Source organism: Nostoc sp. C057 (genome assembly GCF_013393925.1).
GTDB classification, from domain to species: Bacteria; Cyanobacteriota; Cyanobacteriia; order Cyanobacteriales; family Nostocaceae; genus Nostoc; species Nostoc muscorum_A.
Window position 1 is genome coordinate 2709312 of sequence record NZ_CP040281.1, and the last position, 17522, is coordinate 2726833.

General features: G+C 39.3%; 7 protein-coding genes. 6 read left to right on the plus strand and 1 reads right to left on the minus strand.

From position 1 onward, the window contains the following. The first annotated feature begins 52 nt into the window (after positions 1–52). The 4 genes from FD724_RS11845 to FD724_RS11860 all read left to right on the plus strand — a co-directional run bounded on the left by FD724_RS11845 (position 53) and on the right by FD724_RS11860 (position 13593). On the plus strand, positions 53–7138 hold the full coding sequence (locus FD724_RS11845; RefSeq protein ID WP_179072764.1) for an AAA family ATPase: 7086 nt from the start codon (positions 53–55) through the stop codon (positions 7136–7138). Between the two features lie 448 nt (positions 7139–7586). Then, entirely contained in the window at positions 7587–10172 is a 2586-nt protein-coding gene (locus FD724_RS11850) for a GAF domain-containing protein (protein WP_179072765.1), read from the plus strand. A gap of 443 nt (positions 10173–10615) precedes the next feature. Continuing rightward, the gene (locus tag FD724_RS11855; protein WP_179072766.1) at positions 10616–11107 is read left to right on the plus strand and encodes a hypothetical protein; all 492 of its coding nucleotides are present in this window, start codon (positions 10616–10618) and stop codon (positions 11105–11107) included. 1382 nt (positions 11108–12489) lie between these two features. Continuing rightward, positions 12490–13593, plus strand: a complete 1104-nt coding sequence (locus tag FD724_RS11860; protein WP_179072767.1) for a response regulator — start codon at positions 12490–12492, stop codon at positions 13591–13593. Positions 13594–13837: 244 nt separating this feature from the next. Here the strand turns inward: FD724_RS11860 and FD724_RS11865 are convergent, their stop codons facing one another. Beyond that, positions 13838–14809: an SGNH/GDSL hydrolase family protein gene (locus FD724_RS11865; protein ID WP_179072768.1), complete on the minus strand. Its 972-nt coding sequence runs from the start codon at positions 14807–14809 to the stop codon at positions 13838–13840. A 369-nt stretch (positions 14810–15178) separates the two neighbouring features. On the opposite strand from FD724_RS11865, the gene FD724_RS11870 reads away from it, so the two are divergent. Both FD724_RS11870 and FD724_RS11875 read left to right on the plus strand, forming a co-directional pair. Further along, positions 15179–16531, plus strand: coding sequence for an OB-fold nucleic acid binding domain-containing protein (locus FD724_RS11870; RefSeq protein WP_114085349.1), 1353 nt, complete (start codon positions 15179–15181; stop codon positions 16529–16531). 202 nt (positions 16532–16733) lie between these two features. Next, positions 16734–17330, plus strand: a complete 597-nt coding sequence (locus FD724_RS11875) for a hypothetical protein (protein ID WP_114085348.1) — start codon at positions 16734–16736, stop codon at positions 17328–17330. Positions 17331–17522 lie beyond the last annotated feature (192 nt).

Sequence of the window (17522 nt, forward strand, 5' to 3'; positions counted from 1 at the left end):
AATACAATTAAGCTCGAATTATCTCGGAAGAAGCACGGCTGGAGCATTTAGCATGATGATTGCATTACCCGGATTTAAAATTGTCACTTTGTTAAAAGCAGGGGTAAAAGCAGTCATATACCGTGGAATCAAGGTTAAAGACCAGTGTCCGGTAATTATCAAAGGATTGCGTCCAGAACAGTGTACACCCAATAATATTGAACAACTCAAACATGAGTATGCGATCGCTCAAAGGTTAAATATCGCCGCCGCAGTCAAGGTATATGCCTTAGAGATGCACCAGGGAATCCCTTATTTGATTATGGAGGATTTTGAGGCGCGATCGCTCGATCAATTGCTAGACCAATTTCAAGACCCTGTTTCATTCTTAAAAATTGCTATTGAAATTACCAGCAAACTGGCACAAATTCACACTTATAACATTGTCCACAAGGATATTAAGCCGCAAAATATCTTAGTTAATCTCGACACCAGTCAGGTTAAAATCGCCGATTTTGGAATTGCTGCTTTTATTCCATATCAGCAGCAAATAGTTAGCAGTTCCAGTCGCATTGAAGGCAGTTTACCTTATCTTGCACCTGAACAAACCGGACGGATGAATCGAGGAATTGACCATCGTAGCGATTTGTATTCACTGGGAGTCACCTTTTATGAGATGCTGACAGGTCAGCTACCATTTCAAGGCAAAGATCCATTAGAGTGGGTGCATTGTCATATTGCCCAATCTCCGCCATCTCCGAAAAAGCTCAACTATGATATTCCCCAAATGCTCTGTGACATCATTATCAAATTGTTGTCTAAGGTTGCAGAACAGAGATATCAAAGTGCTTTAGGTTTGCAATTTGATCTGGAACAATGCTTAAAGCAATTGGAGACAACAGGAGAAATTCAATCCTTTGTTTTAGGTGAGCAAGATATCTCAGAGCGCTTTCAAATTCCCCAAAAATTATATGGGCGAGAACAAGAACTTGCCAAGCTTCTCCAAGCATTTGAGCGAGTTGTTAGCGAAGGAAAACCAGAAATTGTCCTCGTCTCTGGCTATGCTGGAATTGGTAAATCTTCTTTAGTTAAGGAGATTCACAAGCCGATTGTGCGAGAACGTGGAGTTTTTATCTCTGGTAAATTTGATCAGTACAAACGAGATATTCCTTACTCCACGATTGTTCAAGCTTTTCAAACACTTGTTAGACAAATTTTAACTGAGCCAGAAGAGCAACTTGCCAATTGGAAAAAGCGAATACAAGCAGCATTAGGGAACAATGGTAGATTAATCACCGATGTAATTCCAGAAGTTGAATTAATCGTTGGCGAACAGCCACCCATACCAGAGTTGGGGCCTGCTGAATCTCAAAATCGATTTAATTTAGTGTTTCAGAATTTTATCAGCGTATTTTCGCAAAGGGAGCATCCACTCACTGTTTTTTTAGATGATATGCAGTGGGCAGACAGTGCTACTTTAAATTTAATTCAAACCGTCATTACTGCGTCTAGTATCCATTATCTCTGCTTTATTTTAGCCTATCGAGATAATGAAGTAGATGTTGTGCATCCCTTTAGTTTAATGATGGAGAAGATTTGCCAGCAGGGAGTAAGAAAAACTGAAATTATTCTTACTCCCTTAAATCTTGTTTATGTAAATCAATTGATTGCTGATACATTGCATAGTTCAGCAGAACGAGTAGAATCTCTTACTCAATTGATTATCCAAAAAACTGATGGTAATCCTTTCTTTGTCAATGAATTTCTGAAAACACTGCATCAAGAAAATCTGCTGATTTTTGACCCCCAATATCGGATTTGGCAATGGGATCTAGCTCAGATTGAAGCCCAAGGTATTACAGATAATATTGTCAGCTTGATGATTGGGCGGATGCAAAAGCTACCAGCCGCAACTCAAGAAGTGCTTAAATTAGCCTCCTGTATTGGTAATCGCTTTGATCTAGAAGTTTTAGCGATCGTTGGTGAACAATCTATTCAAGAAACAGCAAATGCCCTTGTTGAAGCAATTTTAAGAGGATTAATTATCCCCATAGAGTCAGATGAAACTGTCGATCAAAACTATCGTTTCTATCATGACCGAGTTCAACAAGCTGCATACGCCTTAATTGCTGATGAATCAAAGTCGGTAGTTCATCTGAAGATTGGGCGACTTTTGCTGAAAAACTTTAATCAGGAACAAGTAAACGAGCAAATTTTTGATTTAGTCAATCAACTGAATCTCGCGGTTAATCTGATTATTGAACAGACAGAAAAAGATGAATTGGCAAGATTGAATTTAATCGCTGCTAAGAAAGCAAAAGCATCTACAGCTTACACTCCTGCTAAAAGACTTTTTAGCGTTGCCATGAATCTTTTAGCTGATAATGCCTGGATAGAACAATATGAACAAACATTTACTTTATTTAGAGAACTAGCTGAGTGTGAATTTTTAACCGGAAATTTAGAACAAGCGGAACAATTATTTGAGTTATTATTGCTCAAAGCAGAATCTCATGTAGACAAATCTAATATTTACATACTGCAAATCAGACTCTATCAAGTTGCGGGTAGATATGAAAAGGCGCTGACATTGGGATTAGAAGCTTTAAAACTTTTTGAGGTGACATTACCTGATTCAAATGAGGAAGTGCAAGCTGCGATCGCAATTGAAAGAAACCAGATATCAACTAATATAGATAACAGACAAGTCTCTGATTTAATTAATGCTTTAGTAATCGAAGACCTCAATATTAAAACAGTAATTAGTTTGTTGACGACTTTGGGCCCACCTACTTATCTTGGTAGACCTCATCTCTTTCCTTTAGTCGTACTTAAAGCAGTTAACTATTCCCTCAAGTTTGGGAATACGGAAGATTCCTGTTTTGCTTACAGTATGTACGCCATGTTATTGGTTTCTATCTTCCATGATATTCCTACAGGCTACGCATTTTCTAAGATGACAATTCAATTGAATGAAAAGTTTCACGATTTGAAACTTAGAGGAGTTGTTCTACACATTCATGGAAGTCATATCAACGTTTGGCGTAATCACATTGCTACCGATATTCCATTTTTAGAGCAGGGATTTATCGGTTGTGTGGAAGCTGGTGATGTGACGATGGCAAACTACAATGGTTATCAAGGATCGTGGCAAATTATCCAGTTAGGTTTTCCACTTGCAGAAACATACAAATCGCTAGAAAAATATACTGCATTCGCCCGCCAGTCTAAACATGAGGCTGTCTATCAGATAATCAGACTACAGCAGATGTTGCTGATGAATCTACGCGGACTCACTCACCAAACTTTGACTCTAAGTAACGATGAATTTGATGAATCCTACGCTTTATCTATTATTACAGATGCAGGTTTTGTCAGTGGAATTATTTTTTATTACATTATTAAATTAATTATCTTTTTTACTTATAGACAGTATACAGATGCACTATATTGTGCATTAAAATTATCTAAATTTCCCGTTGCGACACTGGCATTACCCATTGAAACAGATTATATTTTATATTATTCACTGACTTTAACGGCTCTTTATACCACCGTATCTTTTCTAGAGCAAGAACAGTTTTTGCTAACTCTAGAATCTCATCAGCAACAATTGCAATATTGGGCTTACCACTGCCCTGAAAACTTCTTACACAAGTCTCAGTTAGTCGCTGCTGAAATAGCTCGAATTCAAGGTCGAGACTTGGAAGCAATGCGCTTGTATGAGCAATCAATTGCTTCAGCCCGTGAGCAGGGATTTATGCAATATGAAGCTTTGGCTAATGAGCTAGGCGCTAAGTTTTACTTTGAGCGAGAGTTTGAATTAATTGCCAAAACTTACTTACAAGAAGCTAAAAATTCATATCTGCGCTGGGAGGCATCTGCTAAAGTTAAGCACCTCGAAGAATTCTACCCTCAGTTATTGCCACAACAACAGCTTACTTCTAACGGAACATTTATCACCACAGGTGAGCATTTAGACTTTTTATCAGTAGTTAAAGCCTCTCAAAGCATATCTAGTGAAATTGTTTTTTCGCGGTTGTTGAAGACATTAATGCAGATTGTCATCGAGCAAGCAGGGGCCGAAATCGGTTATTTGTTGCTTGGAAATGAGCAAAATATGGTAACAGAAGTAGAAGCTAAGGTTAATTCCCAGGCTGAAAAACTCAATGTTTCTCGACCCGTATTTGATGGCGAAATTTCACAAGTTATTCCGCAATCAATGCTGAATTATGTTCAGCGAACTCAAGAAACAGTGATTTTGCAAAATGCTACTGAGCAAAATATGTTTTCTGGAGATGAGTATGTAATCCAAAAACAACCCAAATCAGTACTTTGTTTACCGATCGCGCGTCAGTCAAAATTACTTGGTATTTTATATTTAGAAAACAATCTTATCCCCAGCGCCTTTACACAGGAAAAACTTTCCGTACTGGATATTTTGACAGTTCAAATTGCTATTTCTTTAGAAAATGCTCGTCTTTATCAAGGTCTAGAAAAAAGCCAAGAACAGCTTAACCTGGCATTGAAATCCGGCAAAATTGGTGTTTGGTGTTGGGACATCGCCAATGATTTGTTTGACTGGGATGAACAGATTTATCAACTATTTGGGTTAACACCTGAAACTTTTCTTCCAACTTCTAAAGCAATTTTAGCTCGTCTGCATCCAGATGATAGCCCATTGCTGGCTCAATCGTTGAGTCGAGCAATTAATGAAGGCGTAGAGCATGATTTCGAATATCGAATTATTTGGGATGACGGCAGTATCCGCTACCTAGCCTGCCGGGGAAAAGCCTTTTTCAACGAAGCAGGTAAAGCCACACACATGAGTGGTGTGGTGCTTGATATCACAGATCGCAAACAAGCTGAAGCCGAACGTATCCAACTAATTCAAGAGCAAACCGCCCGTTTAGAAGCAGAAGCCGATCAGCAACGAGCGGCATTTTTAGCTCAAGTCAGTGCAACCCTCGCTTCTTCCCTCGATTACGAAAGCACGCTAGCAAGTGTGGCAAACTTAGTTGTGCCTTACTTCGCCGATTGGTGCAGCGTTGATCTGCTACAAGACAACCAATCAATTAATCGGGTAGCAGTTGCTCACCGAGATCCAGAGAAAGTTAAACTCGGTTGGCAACTTCATCAGCATTATCCGAGAAAGTTGGATGAACCGGGAGGTGTGCCTAAAGTACTGCGTACAGGAATTCCTGAAATGGTAACTGAAATCTCAGATGCACTATTAGCAAAAGGCATCCAAGATGCAGAACATCTAAGGATTATACGTGAAATCGGTTTAAAGTCCTGTATAATGTTACCCTTGACGGCACGTGAAAGAATTTTTGGTGCAATTTCCTTTTTTACAGCAGAATCAGAACGTCGTTACAGCACGGCTGACTTGTCACTAGCTGAAGATATTACCCATCGAGCGGCGATCGCCATTGATAATGCCCGCCTTTACCAAGAAGCACAGCAAGCACAAAAAACCGCAGAGCAAGCCCTAGAGCGCATTGCCCGTCTCCAATCCATCACGGCTGCCCTTTCAGAATCGTTGACACCAGCCCAAGTATCTGAAGTCATTGTAGAGCAAAGCATGGCTGCCTTAAAAGCCAGTTCAGCCCTCGTTGCCTTACTGAATGAAAACAAAACTGAACTAGAAATTGTGCGTGCGGTTGGCTATAACCAAGAGTTGGTAGACGCTTGGCGGCTTTTTCCTATTGATTCACCTTCACCTTTAGCCGAAGCTGTGCGGACTGGACAACCTGCTTGGGCGGAATCGAAACAAAACAGAATAGCTCGTTACCCTCATCTAGCTGAAGCTTACGCCCAATATGATATTGATGCCTGGATTTCTATTCCATTGATGGTAGAGGGTTCAGCAGTTGGAGGAATCACTTTAGGATTTATTCAACTTCAAGAACTTAGTGAAGAAGATCAAGCGTTTATCTTGGCTGTTGCTCAACAATGCGCCCAAGCGATCGCTCGCGCCCACCTTTATGAAGCCGAACGAACGGCGCGAAACGCCGCAGAATCAGCAAACCGCATCAAAGATGAATTTTTAGCTGTGCTATCCCATGAACTGAGAACCCCGCTTAACCCCATTCTTGGATGGACAAAACTGATGCGGAGTCGCAAACTTGACCAAGCAACAAGCGATCGCGCCCTCGAAACCATTGAGCGCAACGCCAAGTTACAAACCCAATTAATTGAAGATTTGCTTGATGTCTCCCGCATCCTTCAGGGTAAACTTAACCTCAACTTCGGCCCCATTAATTTGGTATCAGTCATTGAAGCTGCGATCGAAACAGTGCGTTTATCAGCACAGGCTAAATCCATTGAGATTCAGACAATTCTTGAATCTGGTGTCGGGCAAGTTTTAGGTGATGGCAATCGATTGCAACAAGTCATTTGGAATATTCTTTCCAATGCCATTAAGTTTACTCCTAGTGGAGGACAGGTAAAAATTAAATTAGGGCAGGTTGGCTCACAGGTACAAATCTGCGTAACTGACACAGGGAAAGGGATTGCACCTGAGTTCTTACCTTATGTCTTTGATTATTTCCGTCAAGCAGATGGGGCCACAACTCGAAAATTTGGCGGTTTAGGTTTAGGATTAGCGATCGTCCGGCATCTTGTAGAACTTCATGGGGGAACTGTGCAAGTAGAAAGCTTGGGTGAAGAAAAAGGAGCAACTTTCACCGTCCGACTTCCATGTTTACAGGATGAAAGTAAAGGAATCAAAGATAAAATAAATACCTCCTCACTGCTGCCAGATCAGTCCTTACCTTTATCTGGCTTAAAGATTCTAGTAGTGGATGATGATGCAGATATGCGAGAGTTTTTGCCTTTCATGCTGGAGCAATATGGTGCAACGGTGACAGCTGTAGCCTCAGCCATTGCAGCTTTAACTGCACTGAGTCAGTCTCAGCCAAATTTGATTATTAGCGATATTGGGATGCCAGAGATGGATGGTTATATGCTGATGCGACAGATCAGGAGTCTAAAACCAGAGAAAGGTGGGACAATTCCCGCGATCGCTTTAACTGCCTATGCTGGAGAGATGGATTATCAGCAAGCGATCGCTGCTGGATTTCAACAGCATATTTCCAAACCTGTAGATCCAGAAGAATTGGTAAAGGCGATCGGATCATTAATTAAAAGTTTGTAGCGAAGCGGCTCTAGTAGTCTGTCCCATTAAATTTGAGGGGTAAATACGCTTGTAGTGAGGACTTTAGTCCTCAAATATTCAAGCACTAAAGTGCTTACTACAAACTTAGCAAAATTATTGCGATAGACCACTAGCCCTACTTTGTTTGCGTAGCATCTCGGAGAGAAGTCTGGATCTGCTCACTATGGGATGCAGATAATATTGTTTTATCGTTTAAATCAGGGGTCTGACCCTCTATTCATCATCTGTATGCGTCAGTAGGAAGGGGTTCTGGTCAAAATATGGTTGTTAGTAATCAACTTCCACCCTTATTCACAGGATGACGCTAGCTAAACAAGCGATTAAACTATGGATAATATCAAGGCTATTGTTGCTTTTAGCACAACTTACATAAATTTCATCGCATTCTTAAATTTAAAATCTCATCCTGCTATATAAAATATCAGTTATGTCAGTGTATCAAGGAAGTTATGGGGAAACCACCGATTTGATTATTGGTGTTCACAACCAAGAAAACCTCGAATTACCAACAAATTCTGCTCCTGTCGGCGCTCTTGCCACAAGAAAAGGAAATTTTTCTACGTTTCTTGCTCCCCTGACTCAGGATACTTTTAAGCAGGTCGTTCAGGATGTCGAGCAAAAATTACAGATTGTCCATCAAACCCTATCAATGCTGGATTCTCAGGGGTTTGAAACTCTTCTGCAAGAAATGTTGCATTCGATTACCCTGAAAACTGGGGAATTACTGGGAGCAGACCGGACAACGATATTTTTATTGGATGAAGAAAAACAAGAACTCTGGTCGATTTTAGCTGAGGGGGAAGGCGATCGCTCTTTAGAAATTCGTATCCCCGCCAATAAAGGCATTGCTGGGGAAGTCGCTACTTTCAAACAAGTTATCAATATTCCCTTTGATTTTTATAACGATCCGCGATCGCATTTTGCCCAAGAACAAGAAAAAAGAACTGGCTACCGCACCTACACCATGTTGGCTTTGCCACTCTTAAATGAACATGGGCAGTTAGTTGCAGTAGTACAATTACTGAATAAATTAAAATCTGGCAATAATCACGCCGCTCCCCTTGCAGAGCGCGTTGATACCAAAGGTTTTCTCTCTGCTGACGAACAATTATTTCAAGAATTTGCCCCTTCAATTCGCCTAATTTTAGAATCCTCGCGCTCTTTTTATGTCGCCACCCAAAAACAAAGAGCAGTGGCGGCGCTAATGAAGGCCATCAAGTCTCTCTCTCAAAGCAGTCTCGACTTAGAAGACACCCTGAAGCGGGTGATGGATGAAGCCAAGGAACTGATGAATGCCGATCGCAGTACACTATGGTTAATAGATCACGAGCGCGATCAATTATGGACGAAAATCACTCAGGATGATGGTTCAACTAAAGAATTACGAGTCCCTGTAGGTAAAGGCTTTGCGGGTATAGTAGCGGCTTCTGGCAAAAAACTGAATATTGCCTTTGATTTGTACGACGATCCTGATTCTGATACAGCCAAACTACTCGACCAGCAAAATGGCTATCGTACCTGTAGCTTACTTTGTATGCCAGTATTCAACGCCGATCAACAACTGATTGGCGTTACCCAACTCGTAAATAAAAAGAAAACTGGTGATTTTCCCGCTTATAATCCAGCTGATTGGCCCAAAGCTCCCGACTGCTTCCAAGCTAGCTTTGACCGCAACGATGAAGAATTTATGGAAGCTTTTAATATTCAAGCCGGAGTAGCGCTGCAAAATGCCCAGTTGTTTGCCACAGTCAAGCAACAAGAACAAATGCAACGAGATATTCTGCGTAGTCTTTCCAATGGAGTGGTTTCCACTGATAAAACTGGATTAATTATCGCCGCTAATGAAAGTGCCCAACGTTTGCTAGGACTGGGAGTAGATGAACGTTTAGAAGGTAAATTAGTTAATGATGTCATTGGTATCAAAGAAGGTGACTTTAGCAAGTGGTACCAAGATGCTTTACATGCAGTTGACTTAAAAGGCCGCCAGCAGTATTACCCCGATCGCACACTCCTAACTACTGGTACAGAGCAGCACAGTATTAATTTATCCATTAACACAATTGCCGATGCCAGCGACCACGAGCAAGTCCGGGGGGCGCTAGTGGTGATGGAAGATATCAGTGATGAGAAGCGGCTCAAGAGTACGATGTACCGCTACATGACCCAGGAATTAGCCGAAGAATTGCTGAAATTAGATGATGCTAAACTAGGAGGCGATCGCAAAGAAGTTTCGATTTTATTTTCTGATATTCGCGGCTACACCACTTTAACGGAAAACTTGGAAGCAGAAGAAGTGGTAAGTATGCTCAATGAATATTTTGAATCAATGGTGGAGGCAGTCTTTAAACATAAAGGCACTCTTGACAAATACATCGGCGATGCGATTATGGCTGTGTTTGGTTCTCCTCTGGCATTAGAAGAACACGCTTGGATGGCAGTGCAAACATCCTTAGAAATGCGCGTTCGCCTGCACGAATTTAATCAACGTCGCTATGTAGATGATAAGCCCAGAATTAAAATCGGCATTGGTATCAACTCAGATACCGTAATTAGTGGGAATATTGGCTCTAGTAAACGGATGGAATTTACCGCCATTGGTGATGGCGTTAATCTTGGCTCTCGATTAGAAAGCGTCAGCAAACAATATGGTTGCGACATTATTATTAGCCATAACACTTTTAAACCCTGCCAAGATAATATTTGGGCTAGGGAACTAGATTACATTCGTGTCAAAGGCAGAAATGAGCCAGTAGCCATCTATGAATTACTCGGTTTGCGTTCCAACCCGATTGAAAGCGAAAAATTGCAAGTGATTGAGCATTATCACAAAGGACGCGAGTATTATCTCAAACGCGATTTTAACCGTGCTAGGGCTGAATTTGCCCTAGTTTTAGCAGCAGATAACCAGGACAAAGCTGCTATGTTGCATCTTTTACGTTGTCAACATTGGTTACAATCACCTCCAACAGAGTCAGATTGGGATGAAGGTGTCTGGACATTTCAAGAAAAATAAGTAACTTTGCTAAATCGAACCACTAATTATCATCTTTCTCGTTTCCGGCTTATCAGAAAAATGGGTTTAAAACCCCGTGTTTCCAGCACGGCTTTAAAGTAATGAGTAATAAGTGGATGAAAAATGGGTATTTACTCATTACTTGTTACTTATTACTCATTACTCCTTCTTAAGAGTGCGTACCCTTCGGGAACGCCAAGGGCGAACACGGCGGTGAGGATGTCAACGCTGGAAACTTAAGACAAATTGGGTATTTATTAAGAAGTAAAATCTATTTAAATTATTTTTTAAAATATCTTAATATTTCTCAATTAAGTTTAAAAAATCTTGGGGTTGGATTAAGAATCAATTAAGATAAGTCACTTTGTAAAGGTTAGTTGATATTTCTTGTCAAACTGCTGATGAAGTTAGAAACTAAGAAATACAACACACGCAATTATTTTATGACTGCTATTTCTAGCCTTGAATTCAAACGACCAATTTGGCAAACCGCTATAATATTGACTTTGGGCTTTTGGCTCAGTGCTAGTTTAGTTTTAGACTGGGTAATTATGCCTAGCCTTTATCTTTCTGGCATGATGAGTCAAGCTGGTTTTACAACAGCAGGCTATACGATTTTTTGGAACTTCAATCGGATGGAATTATTGTCTGCTGCTGTAGTATTGACAGGGGCATTAGCCTTGGGTAAAACCCAATATCACTGGCGCATTGGCAGTATTATTTTATCTGGACTGCTGCTAACTATAGCTGTGCTTGACACTTATTTCTTAACTCCGCAAATGTGCGCCATAGGAGTTCAGCTAAACCTATTTGAAGCAGCAGCAGCTATTCCATCGACAATGAATTTATTACACGGTAGTTATTGGGTACTGGAAGTAGTTAAGTTAGTGGCTGGTGGTACACTTTTAAGCTGGTGCTGGCGGGAGCAATTTTAAGTAGATGGAGAATTATAACGGTGAGAATATTTACTTATAAATCTCACACCAAAGACGCAAAGAAATTCTTTGCGTCTTTTTGCTACATATACTTTATGGGTTAATGAATGCAATGTTTACAACGGGCTACGCCTACGCGGGCAATTTTATATTTATATTGGTGACTTTTAAAGCTTGAGATTCTTCGGTTAAATTGCTATTATAAAATGATTCATTTATCTATTAAGTGTAATTAAATAAGCAAGCGAAATTATCTTTTACTGTACATTTTCAGCCCTCCCGGATATTAGAGCAAAAAAATACTAAAAGATAATATTAATTAGTTTTCATGGTTACTTTACTGATTTATCATAAAGTTTAGATATTTCTTCTAACTTTTTTTGAAAATTATAGTAATCTAAATTTTAGTGAGTACGTTACTTGTTATCTACCATCTAGCTAGGAAATAGCTATTTTGCAGGTATGTACTACTAATCAAGAATTTCGCTGTAAGTTCTTGAATTTGTCACTTCAAATTGTGCCGGGTGAATATTTTGCCCCAAACAACATTAGAACCAGTTTCCAGTACTTATGAAGAGATTCCCTTCTACTGGTTTGGTCGCCGGTGCATCTCACCACACACCATTATGGCGACAATTGCCAGTTAACTCATCCTTGGTCGGAGGTTTCCCATTCTTGTTGTGCAATTGATAGTTTTGCCCAGTCCCAACACTAAGAGTTGCTCTACAAGCTCAAGACCTAAGTAAGATATTGGGCTTTTTGAATGCTTAGTTTTTAATAATACTTTTTCTCTTGATGAAGTTTCCCTCAAGAATAAACTTCTAGTAAAAGTACCTGACAACTTTAGTTATGGCAACCAAAACATTGCTATTAAATCCATAAAAGCCTTGATAGAGGAGCTTTTTCGTCTACAGCACTGGAGATTTTGATTGTTCCAGACTTAAGTATGAGAGGCAAAAAAAACTTTTCTAAGAGAACTAAAGTATCTGCAATTTTAGGCTACTAGATACGGATAACAATGATACTTTTGTGACTGATGGGCGAGAGCCAATAGTCTATCTGTTGCACTTGAGTTACTGTTAGATTGGCTAGATTAGCAAAAGATACAGAAAACCAATCTAGTTTTTGAAATACTATATCCTGGCAACCAGTCGGGCCATTTTGCTATTGGGCAATAATATGGATTGGTTTAGTTGTAATTCGTGCTTTCTAGCTTAACAGAGATTGGTTAATTAAGAGTTGGGGGGTGTGGAATCTCTGTACTAACTCAAATGTGACCGCTATATTTATCTGATAGTGCTTCCAACCAAGTCGCAGTGAATTCCGAAAAGGTAATTCACTAATTTCGCCTGCAATGTTAATTTTATTCCAGAGCTATCCCAATGAAGACACTTCCAATTAATAGATACAGATTTTTTCAAAAGCTCCAGCCTTTATCTTTGTTGAAAAAAATCACTGGTAAGTCTGTTACTGGTTGTTTGCAGGTATTTAGCACATCAGGCTCTTGGTCAATATATGTAGATGAAGGTAAACTAATTTATGCCTGCTACTCAGAGAAAATGTTTGAGCCACTTTACAGAAATTTGCAACGCTTGAGTCAGCAAATTTCTACTCTCCCTCGTGAAATTCACGAACAGTTACGGGCGATATTTGAAACTGGGATTGAAAATCAGGCAATACCGAACCCAGATTATTTGGCTATTTGTTGGTTAGTTAATCAGAAATATATCAGTCCCTTTCAAGCGGCGATGCTGATAGAACAGTTGGCGCTAGAAGTTCTGGAGTCATTTCTGAACTTAGAAGAGGGGAGTTATGAATTTATTCCTGAAAGCTTTCTAGATGATATGCCAAAGTTTTGTCATCTGAATCTCCGCTTACTGGTTGAACGATGTCAAACGCCCCAAAGCGTTGGCGTAGCCTCTCCTAGAGAAGCAGCCAATCGTCAGACTTCGCCAAGTTCTCAATCACACCCGTCAGAATTGTTCAAAATCAATGAGCTAAAATCTAAGAACAAAAGTAGACCAAACTCTTTTAGAACAAACGGCTATAGACCACCAGTTTACTCTATTAATACTAATGAACATAGGGGTCAGCGAACTACCGAACCTCCTGTTGACAAAAAAATTTACACAATCTTTTGTATTGATGACAGCCCTACAGTATTAAATACTATTCAAAGTTATTTAGATGAGCAAACTTTTTGTGTTGTGGGAGTTACCGATTCTTTAAAAGCTTTAATGCAGATTGTTCACACAAAACCTGACATTATTTTATTGGATATTTCGATGCCTAATTTAGACGGATATGAACTCTGTTCTTTGCTGCGTAAACACTCACATTTTAAAAATACACCTGTAATTATGGTGTCAGAAAAAGTAGGATTTATAGATAGAGCTAAAGCTAAGATGGTCAAAGCATCAGGCTATTTAACTAAGCCTTTTACACAAGGAGATTTACTAAAAGTAATCTTTAAACATATTATTTAATTTTCTAATATAATAAATAACTGCACTTAATCAATATATTTTTTTGAGATTTAAGGTTGAGCATTATTTGGATGGCTAGTATTCTAGTTATATAAGATTGTCTGATTTAATTTAAATTAATAATTATTTCAACTATAAGAATTACCATTCTATTAAGATAATGAATACTAAATAAGCTATATAAATTAATTTTCATGAGTGGAAAATCACTCAATACGAATATTTTCTGGTAGAATTAACGACTTTAGTGGGTCTGAGTAATTGGTATCTCCCTTAGTATTTCTAAAAGCGATCGCTCCAAAACTTCGCTGACAACTTTATTACCTTGCAAATTGAGGTGAATGTGATCGTGATACAAACCTTGCGGGTTGTTGGTTGAATTGAATATCGGTAAAAAGTCTACATAGTTAATTTGCTGGGCTTTAGTAAAATCGCTCAAGCGTTGGCGGGCTTTAATTTCGTAATCGCGGGGGCCTGGTTCAGCAATTTCTCGCAGTAAGGGAGTCATAACTAATAAAAATTGGCTGTTGCTTTGGCGAGCCAAGGTTTGTATTTTGCCGATCGCTTCCAAATTAATCCCCACGCGATCGCCTGCTTCATTTTGCACCGCTTTCATTTCAGGAATTGGCTTCTGCTTGACGATATAACGTTGCCACACTTCCGCTAACGCTAGGGGAGGTTTACTATCGGGATAGTTGCGATCGCGTCCTACCGGTAAAGAAGTGGGAGGAGTAGCAAACAAATCATCGGTATTAATTAATAAAACTACTGCTTGCGCGTTGAAATGGCTAAACTTCTCTAAATAGGCTAACTCGTTCCTTGGCCCCCAAGAGTTAGCTGAAGCATTCAGCACCTCCACTTCCTGATAATTACGATGAGTGGATGATGCTAAACAACGCATCATGATCGCCGATATGGTATTAGTCTGATCTGTCCACCAACCACCATTCGCAATAGAATCTCCTAACAGTAAAACTCGCAGCGTAGAAGGCGCGGGTGTTTTATTTATCGCACTACCTCGCATAGAATACTCATTAATTTCAATGCGATTACCAAAACGACGGGTACGCTGGTTAGGAGCCAATAAATAGCCAATCTGCTCATCACCAATGTAAATTAGGGGATTACCAAAGCCAAAGAGCGATCGCAGTCCGATCTCGACTATCATAAATAATCCCAGAACTACCGCCAAAATTACGATCAGCACCACTTTCACCTACCCGCACCCTTTAATACCGTGTTGTTTCTCAACGATACTAACTGACACATTCGGCATTGGAAAGAGGCACAGGGGTGAGGTGTAGAAGGCAAAACTTTCTTTGCTCCCCTGATTTCATCCACTCTCCTAGCATCTGAATTAAGGGGATTAATATGTATTGAAATCTGTTTATAAGCTTTAAAAACAGCAATTATATGGCTATTAACTGTTTACCTAATAGTTTGTCAAACTTTGTCTACTTTTGTGTAAGAGTATAGCAGTGTTTTCTAGTGATATAATTTTATATTACCAGTATTACTATGACTACAATTTTTATCATTTTATCAATTAATTAATTTCGCAAATTTTTTTCGGGGGTAAGGTAGGATGATCAAAATAGCCACACGTAAATATTTAGGCAAACAAAATGTCTATGACATTGGAGTTGAGCGTGACCATAATTTTGCACTCAAAAATGGTTTTATAGCTTCTAATTGTTTCAATAAATCCCATTCGACCGCCTATGCTTATGTAACTTATCAGACAGCATATTTAAAAGCTAATTATCCATTGGAATATATGGCGGCCCTGTTAACGGCTAACAGTGGCGATACCGATAAGGTACAGAGATATATTACTAACTGTACAAACATGGGTATTCCCATAGATCCGCCAGACATTAATCGTTCTGGTGTTGATTTTACGCCGACATTGGGAAAGATTCTGTTTGGCTTTTCGGCGGTGCGTAACGTGGGACAGAATGCGATCGCCTGTATTTTAGAAGCGAGAAATGAGACAGGAGAGTTTAAATCTCTCGCTGATTTTTGCGATCGCGTAGATTTACGTGCTGTTAATCGTCGGACTCTGGAATCGCTGATTTACTGTGGAGCCTTTGACAAAATTGAATCCAACCGCCAACAGTTAATTAACGACTCAGAACTAGTGTATGATTGGGCACAATCTCGCGCCAAAGACAGAGCCAGTGGACAAGGGAATCTCTTTGACTTATTAGGCGATGGATTTTCTTCTACTCAGAATAAAAGAGCAAATAATGCCTTTGAAACTGCTCCTAAATCTAAACCTGTGACCGATTTACCCCCACAGAAAAAGTTGCAGATGGAGAAAGAATTATTAGGTTTTTATGTATCAGATCATCCACTGAAATCCTTACGACAAATAGCACCACTTTTAACTCCAATTAACCTTTCGCAATTGGGAGAGCAAAGGGAAGACACAAGGCTTTGTGCAGTTGTGATGTTAAATAACGTCAAAAAAGTGGTGACAAAAAAAGGCGATCAGATGGCAATTTTGCAAATAGAAGACCTAACCACACAATCAGAAGCTGTAGTTTTTCCTAAAACTTATGAACGCATTAGTTCCTTACTTCAAGTTGACACAAGATTGATTATTTGGGGGAAGGTAGACCGACGCGACGAGCAAACTCAATTTATTGTTGAAGATGCAGAACCAGTGGAAACAGTACAAATGGTAATGGTAGAGTTAAATCCCCAGCAAGCAGGTGATATGGAAAAACTACATCTCTTGAAAACAATTTTGCAAGAACATTCAGTAGACAAAGAAAAGGCAAAAATGCCAGTTATTGGAATTATCCAAACTGAAAAGTCTCGGAAACTTGTTCGCTTGGGTTGGCAATTTTCCGTACAAGATTCAAGAATAACCGTCCAAGCTTTGCAAAATGCTAGTTTTCCTGCTCATATCAAATCGCTCACTGGTAGCTAATACCAGAAGTGAAAAATCCACCAATACTGAAAAGCATCTGAAAAATTAGTTTTATTGAACTGTCAACAGTAAATTGCCTTAAGTATTCAGGGTTAAAAGCGTTTTTTTAGTTACTTATGCGGATGATAATTTCCTTGAGGGAGTGGTATCTTTTTATGCTAATACCCTTAAGGCTGCGACCGGGGGAAGGAGTTAAAACTTGATGAGTGTAAATGAACTACATAAATTTGTTTCGTACTGTAAAAGGATTCAACCCCAAACTCACGAGGACATTCAAAAGTTTTTTGAAGGAGTGATCTTATTTCCTTATGATAAGGAACTTCTACTGCAAGCTTATTTATTTCTGAATATTAAAGAGTTGTTTCCCTCGTGCGCTGAATTGCTGTTATTTGAAAAATCTCCAATTTCAGATTATACAGATTTAGGAAAGTGTGATTTTGTCTACCTAACTTTTAAAGGTAGCCTGTATTTAATTGAAACTAAGTTTATTGATACGGAAGCAACAGGAGCTACAGAAAGAAAAAGAAGAAATAAACACAGAAATAAGGTATTTGAGCAAGTTATTACTTTAAAAGGCCGATTTAGTGAATATTGGAATATGAGGCTAGAACAATTAGAGTGTGGGGTTTTCACAACAGATCCAGAAGTTGCTTGGCGAGGAAATGGTGTGAACGTCACATCTAAATCAATATCTATAGATCAGCTCGAAAAATGGCGAAGAAGTTATCACACTAGTGAAAGATTTTTATCTCATCAAGATGCGCCAAAATTTGAGGGGAAGGTTAATTTGAAAAGTTAAGACTTGACTGAAGAGACAAGATATGAAGCAAAAATCCTATTGGATTTTAGCCATAGAAGTGTTAAATCGCATAAGCTAAGTAGTCAGACAGAATTAATTACCCAATGTCATTGCAAAGAGAAGCGAAGGCTCACAATGACTATAAATATTTTTGTCCGACTACTTATCGGTTAAATCTGCCAGATAGCTAAG

Bases quoted from the DNA above. Each gene is read 5' to 3' on its own strand.
- FD724_RS11860 (WP_179072767.1), top strand. From the start codon at position 12,490: ATGAAGACACTTCCAATTAATAGATACAGATTTTTTCAAAAGCTCCAG.
- FD724_RS11855 (WP_179072766.1), top strand. From the start codon at position 10,616: ATGACTGCTATTTCTAGCCTTGAATTCAAACGACCAATTTGGCAAACC.
- FD724_RS11875 (WP_114085348.1), top strand. From the start codon at position 16,734: ATGAGTGTAAATGAACTACATAAATTTGTTTCGTACTGTAAAAGGATT.
- FD724_RS11845 (WP_179072764.1), top strand. From the start codon at position 53: ATGATGATTGCATTACCCGGATTTAAAATTGTCACTTTGTTAAAAGCA.
- FD724_RS11850 (WP_179072765.1), top strand. From the start codon at position 7,587: ATGTCAGTGTATCAAGGAAGTTATGGGGAAACCACCGATTTGATTATT.
- FD724_RS11870 (WP_114085349.1), top strand. From the start codon at position 15,179: ATGATCAAAATAGCCACACGTAAATATTTAGGCAAACAAAATGTCTAT.